Source organism: Oligella sp. HMSC05A10 (assembly GCF_001808335.1).
GTDB classification, from domain to species: Bacteria; Pseudomonadota; Gammaproteobacteria; order Burkholderiales; family Burkholderiaceae_B; genus Oligella; species Oligella urethralis.
Genome location: NZ_KV792936.1, coordinates 1 through 6,660 on the forward strand (window position 1 = coordinate 1; position 6,660 = coordinate 6,660).

Consider the following 6,660-nt stretch of genomic DNA (forward strand, 5'->3'; position numbering starts at 1 on the left):
GCTACTCGCCGGAAGCTCATTCTGTAACCAAGCAACGCGTCCTCCATAGAAACTATCGTTATTATCGCTATGATTAATCCTAATCGAGCCAATATAACCGGGAATAACAGTCAAATATACTGTGCCTTGACTCAGATCCTGTGCGTCCAAAACAATCCGGCTAGTGGTATAACCACGCTCAATCAAGGCATTTTGTGCATGAACACTTAAGAGCTCCAGCCCCTGCACGCCAATACATTGGCCCGCCATAAACTCAGCTCGCTTTATCGCTTCACCTAAGGCAAATTGAAAGCGCTCTGACTTATCCCCTTGTAACTCCACGTGTTCAATAGGAAAACAGGGTGACTCTTGTCCTAGAGAAGACAAAGTACCCGAGGCTGTACTTTGAAGACGGCTCTCTAAGCGTACATCTTCCTGTGTTTGGAGTTGTGATTGCTGAAAAGCGTCACGTTGTTGTTGACGTTGCTCTTCAAATTGTGCCGCATTTGAAATGGGGGAGGAGTTGCTTTGAGCGTAGCTAAGCGGCATCAAAAAAGTCGACGCAATAAGCGCCCCCGCCCCTAGAAAATGAGAGGATAAATGAACCATAAAAAAGGTTTCCCTAATAATACTTATAATTTTATTTTAATTTAAATTAATTATAATGTATACATTAGAGAACGTTTACTTTAGCTAACACTAATAATTAATTATTACCATTAAGAATTACATTTACATTCGAGTGAAAAAATAAAGCCGGAAAAGTTGTAATTCTCCGACTCTATCTTCATCCTAGGCTACAAGTACACAATCAACCGGTATTTCTTAAACCAGTCGCAATGCCATTAATTGTCATCAGAATCGAGCGTGCCACACTACCACGCTCACTACTACGGTCTAAGGTATCACCCTCAACTTCACGCAAACGATGCAGTAATTTAACCTGCAAGTAGTTCAGCGGATCGACATACAAAAAGCGCTCTTGCAAAGCATTTTTAAGGTTAGTATTGTCAGCCAATAAATCATGCTGAACGATTTCTTTAAAATACCTTAGCGTCAAAGCGAACTCATTTTCAATCTTGGTAAATACGGTATTGCGTAATTCTTCGTCCTGCACTAAGGTGCTGTAATGTCGACCAATACCCATATCGGTCTTGGCCAAGACCATTTCCATATTAGATAAAAGCGTATTAAAGAAAGGCCATTCCTCAGCCATCGTACGGAGAATTTCTAAACGCTCCTCACGACTCAAGACACTAAAGTCACGTTCTTCGGCACTAACGACACCCTCTTCGATAAAACCCTGAAGTGCCGTACCCATGCCATACCAACCTGGAATCATCAAACGGCATTGCGCCCAAGAGAAAGTCCAGGGAATCGCCCTGAGGTCCTCAATACGCTGCCCCGCTTTACGAGAAGCAGGTCGAGAACCGATATTTAATTCCGCGATATGACGAACGGTAGTACTTTCTACAAAGTACTTGGCAAACCCCTCGGTACCATAAACCAACTCACGATAAGCCTGCTCTGACTGCTGAGACATCGACTGCATCACGGCATGATAACCAAGCTCACCGCACGCTTTAGCATCTAAAGTGCAGGCTTCCTCGCCTGTTTGCGCAGAACTTTGCTCCAATAAGCTCGCCTCTAAGGTAGCGGTTACGATCTGCTCCAAATTCCACAAACCTGTTTGCGGTGTCTTGTACTTAAACTGAATCACCTCACCCTGCTCAGTTATGCGAATCTTGCCCTGAACCGTACCGGCCGGTTGTGCCAAAATCGCATCATAAGTAGGACCGCCCCCACGACCAACCGAACCACCTCGGCCATGGAATAAGCGCATCGCTACGCCATGCTTTTTAAAGACCTCGACCAGAGCCAACTCTGTTTCATATAAAGACCAATTAGAGGTTAAATAACCGCCGTCCTTATTACTATCGGAATAACCAAGCATCACCTCTTGTAAACCGCCTTGAGATTCCATGATCCTCTGTTTGACCCATGGAATCGATAACCACTGGTCCATAATTTGAGCACCAGCCTCTAAGTCCGGAATGGTCTCAAACAAAGGCACCACAATTAAACCATCATTTGCCTTAAAGGGTTTTACTTCACCTGCTTCATCACATTCAATAGCAATTAATCCAGTCTCTTGCTGCAGGAGCAAGAGTTCCAACATATCACTGAGGGTTTCGGTATGAGAAACAATACTTTGCGTAATTGCTCTATGACCATATTGCTTACGAATTGCCGCAGCGGTTTTTAAAATAGCCAATTCTCGCTCGGTTTCTTCGCTAAACTGCTGCCAAGGCGCCACTAAAGGTCGTATTTCAGCCAGTTCTTTAAGCAATAACTCAACCTTGTCTTCTTCACTCAATTGGCTATAGACAAGCTTTTGACCCTTAAACTGCGCACCTGCGCGCAAAAACACCTCTTCTAAAACACGTTCGTGTACATCCGAGCTTTGACGCAAATCAATTGTTGCCAAATGGAAACCAAACACATTAACGGCATAGATTAAGTTTTGCAGGCGCAAATCAATCACCCTGGCTGCATGATAAGTATCTAGAGATGCTGCAACTACATTCAGATCAGCCAAGAAAGCATCCACATCCTCATACACACGCCCAAACTCTGCCTGTGGCAAATCAACTTGACCATCTGTCAGATGCTTGGCCGTTGCTGCCAAACGGGCATAAATGCCAATCATGGCACGACGGTAAGGCTCATCTTCGCGATGTCGCGAGCGGTCATGGCTGCGCTCAGCCAGCTTACGTAACTCTTGTGATGCGGGGGCAAAGGCATCGCTTAGCGACAGCTCGGTACCAAGCGCATGGACTTCACGCAAATAATGATTAAAAATTGTCGTGGCCTGTCTGGATATGGCCGTTTTTAAGGTACCCGCATTAACAAATGGATTTCCGTCACGATCACCACCGATCCAAGAGCCCATGGTTAAGAAATTCGCCACTCGATTACTATCAACCTCAGTATCCTTGGCTAAATACTTATATAGCTTGGCGTAAAGCTGAGGAATCACATGTAAAAAAGTGGATTCATAAAAGTTCAGCGCATTATCAATTTCATCTTCAACAGACAAGGTATCAAAACGCAACATACGGGTATACCAAAGCAGCTGAACCTGCCCTAGGATACGCTCAGCAATCGCCGCCTTTTGTCGATGGTCATTGACCAAGTGATATTCGCGTAAAGAATCAGAAATGACCTGATGCCTATCTAAAATACTTTTGCGCTGCACTTCAGTTGGGTGTGCCGTTAAAACCGGAACAATATTTAACTCACTTAAATACTCATAAATAGTGTCACTACTGACACCCAGCTTATTGAGACGCTCTATCGTACCGCTCAAGCCATGCATATTCGGTGTCTCAAACTGATGGTCTAAATGGTCCAAGCGACGCTGCAACCTATCCTCGGCGATATTTGCAAGATGCATAAAATAGCTGAATGCACGGCTTAACAGCCTTAGCTCCTGATCACTTTTTTGGTCGATTTCAGCAATTAATAGTCTCATCGCCTCATCGGCATCGACAGCGCCTTCGCCGTGATTCACCGCCGCACGACGAATGGTTACAGCCGTGCGTCGTAAATGCTCGATTTGACCAAATAAGGACTCACCCTCAGACTCCTTAATGCTTAAACCTAATAAGCGCCCCAAGAAGCGAATATCATCCTGTAGCTCTTGGTATAGCACTTCACTGGACTGCTTAGACTCCGCTAGTCGTTGACTTTCATTTTGTGCAAGCACCCTTGTTTACTCCTACTCCTATTTATACATAGTGTTATTTTGACATAAAAAAAGAGCGACACACTAACCCGAGTGATCGCTCTTTTGGTAGCTATGATCAACGAATTGATCATCGATCAGAAATTACTTTCTGCGCTCTACCTGAGATACGTCACGTACCGCACCACGATCAGCTGAAGTAGCTAACGCAGCATAAGCACGTAAAGCCTGTGATACATAGCGTTGGCGATTCAGTGGCTTCCAAGCATCGACACCACGCGCTTCCATACGCTGACGGCGTTGCTCTAACTCCTCATCCCTAATCGCCAAATTGATACGACGATTAGGGATGTCGATCTCAATCTTATCGCCCTCTTCAACGAGAGCGATATTGCCACCTTCGGCTGCCTCAGGAGAGGCGTGACCGATAACTAATCCCGACGAACCGCCGGAGAATCGGCCATCAGTCAGCAATGCAGCTTTGGCGCCTAAGCCCTTGGACTTCAAGTAGGAGGTTGGGTAAAGCATTTCTTGCATACCCGGACCACCTTTAGGTCCCTCGTAACGAATAATGACGACATCACCTTCTTTGACCTTATCGCCCAAAATACCTTCAGTCGCTGCATCTTGACTTTCGTAAACCACGGCCTTACCGGTAAATGTCAAAATGCTCTCATCAACACCGGCGGTTTTTACGATACAGCCATTGGGTGCCAAATTACCGTACAGAACGGCTAAACCGCCATCTTCTGAATAGGCATGCGCTTTATCACGGATGCAGCCACCGGCACGATCGGTGTCGAGTTCTTTGTAATAATTGTCCTGACTAAAGGCCTTGGTTGTACGTACGCCACCAAACGACGAGCGATAAAACTTTTCTGTGCCTTCAGCTTGTCCATCAGAGATCACATCCCATCGATTTAACACGTCAGCCAAATTTTGACCGGCAATATGATTAACTGATGTATCTAACAAACCGGCACGGTCCAACTCACCCAAAATACCAATCACACCACCCGCGCGGTGTACATCTTGAATATGGTAGTCGGCTGTGGCCGGTGCTACTTTACACAGGCAAGGGGTATGACGTGAAATTCGATCAATGTCTTTCATAGTGAAGTCAACGCCGGCCTCTTGGGCTGCCGCTAAAATATGCAAGACCGTGTTGGTTGAACCACCCATGGCAACATCTAAGGTCATTGCATTTTCAAATGCTGCTTTGGTAGCAATTGAGCGTGGTAAGACAGATTCGTCGTCACCCTCATAATAGCGCTTGGTTAATTCCATCACTTTACGGCCGGCCTCTAGGAATAGCTCCTTGCGTTGGGCGTGCGTCGCGACAATCGTACCGTTACCCGGCAAGGCAAGGCCTAGCGCTTCATTTAAACAATTCATTGAGTTGGCTGTAAACATACCGGAACATGAACCACAGGTAGGACAGGCATTTTGCTCAATGAGTTCTGTTTCTTCGTCAGAAACAGTCGGGTCGCCGGCTTTAATCATGGCATCGACCAAGTCAAGCTTGATGACCTTTTCGCCACTATTAGCGTCAGAAGGCATCACACCCGCTTCCATCGGACCACCGGAAACAAACACGACCGGGATATTAAGACGCAACGCGGCCATCAACATCCCCGGGGTGATTTTGTCGCAGTTAGAAATACATACCATCGCATCAACACAATGCGCATTAATCATGTACTCCACTGAGTCAGCAATCAGCTCACGTGACGGCAATGAATACAGCATACCGTCGTGACCCATCGCAATACCGTCATCGACAGCAATGGTATTAAACTCTTTGGCAATACCACCAGCTGCTTCAATTTCACGAGCCACCATTTGACCCAAGTCTTTTAAGTGAACGTGTCCCGGCACAAACTCTACAAATGAGTTGACGACGGCAATAATCGGTTTACCGAAATCCTTGTCTTGAATACCGGTGGCTCGCCATAAAGCGCGTGCTCCAGCCATATTACGCCCATGCGTGGAAGTTTTAGAACGATAAGCAGGCATGGTTAAATCCTTATGAAAATTAATTATCTCGCTCAATTGCAAAACGTGCTAATTGAAGCAATGACTGTTTGTAAATAGAGTCAGGGAAAGCATCTAAAGCATCAATCGCGAGCTTAGCCTCTTTTTCTGCGATTTTACGGGTGTACTGCAACGCATCAGTTGATATGATAGCGTCAGCGACTGCTTTAAAGTTTGCGTCGCCGGTCTCAATGGCGTTGCGAATCAACTCGGCTTGCTCAGGAGTCCCTTCGTTCATGACGTGAATTAAAGGTAAGGTCGGTTTCCCCTCGCGAAGATCATCACCAACGTTTTTACCTAAGGCTTCAGCATCACCTGAATAATCTAACACATCATCGATCAGTTGGAAGGCAGTACCCATATGACGACCATAGGTAGTAGCAGCTTCTCTGAGCGCCGGCTCAACATCACAGACAATAGCGCCAACCTCGGCAGAAGCTTCAAATAACTTGGCGGTCTTATAGCGTACCACCTGCATATAACGCTCAACTGACACGTCAGGGTCATGTACATTAAGCAGCTGTAGAACCTCGCCCTCAGCAATCACCGTCGTCGCTTGAGATAGCACCTGCAAAATCTCCATGCGGTTTACCGACACCATCATCTCAAAAGAACGAGAATACAGATAGTCCCCTACTAAAACACTGGCGGCATTACCGAAAACGGCATTGGCTGTTTCACGGCCCCGACGTAAATCTGACTCATCAACGACATCATCATGCAGCAATGTTGAGGTGTGAATAAACTCAATGGTCGCTGCTAACAAATGATGATCCTGGAACTCCCTATCACGCTGCTGGTAACCGAGAGCATTGGCCACCATGACCACGAGAGCCGGACGTAGACGCTTACCACCGGAACCAATAAGAGGGTGTAAGGTATTTTGTGTAACTTGATTT

Annotated in this window: 4 protein-coding genes; all 4 read right to left on the bottom strand. The window is 46.1% G+C overall.

The genetic code is table 11. The annotated features are described in order from the left end of the window. Positions 1 to 588: POTRA domain-containing protein (locus HMPREF3144_RS07845; protein ID WP_141742757.1), on the bottom strand; the 588-nt coding region annotated here is incomplete at its 3' end. Positions 589 to 790: 202 nt separating this feature from the next. After that, positions 791 to 3,748, bottom strand: coding sequence for a phosphoenolpyruvate carboxylase (ppc, locus tag HMPREF3144_RS07850; protein WP_083290423.1), 2,958 nt, complete (start codon positions 3,746 to 3,748; stop codon positions 791 to 793). 123 nt (positions 3,749 to 3,871) lie between these two features. After that, on the bottom strand, positions 3,872 to 5,743 hold the full coding sequence (gene ilvD, locus HMPREF3144_RS07855; protein ID WP_036560522.1) for a dihydroxy-acid dehydratase: 1,872 nt from the start codon (positions 5,741 to 5,743) through the stop codon (positions 3,872 to 3,874). A 19-nt stretch (positions 5,744 to 5,762) separates the two neighbouring features. Next, positions 5,763 to 6,660: polyprenyl synthetase family protein (locus HMPREF3144_RS07860; RefSeq protein ID WP_070477312.1), on the bottom strand; the 898-nt coding region annotated here is incomplete at its 5' end.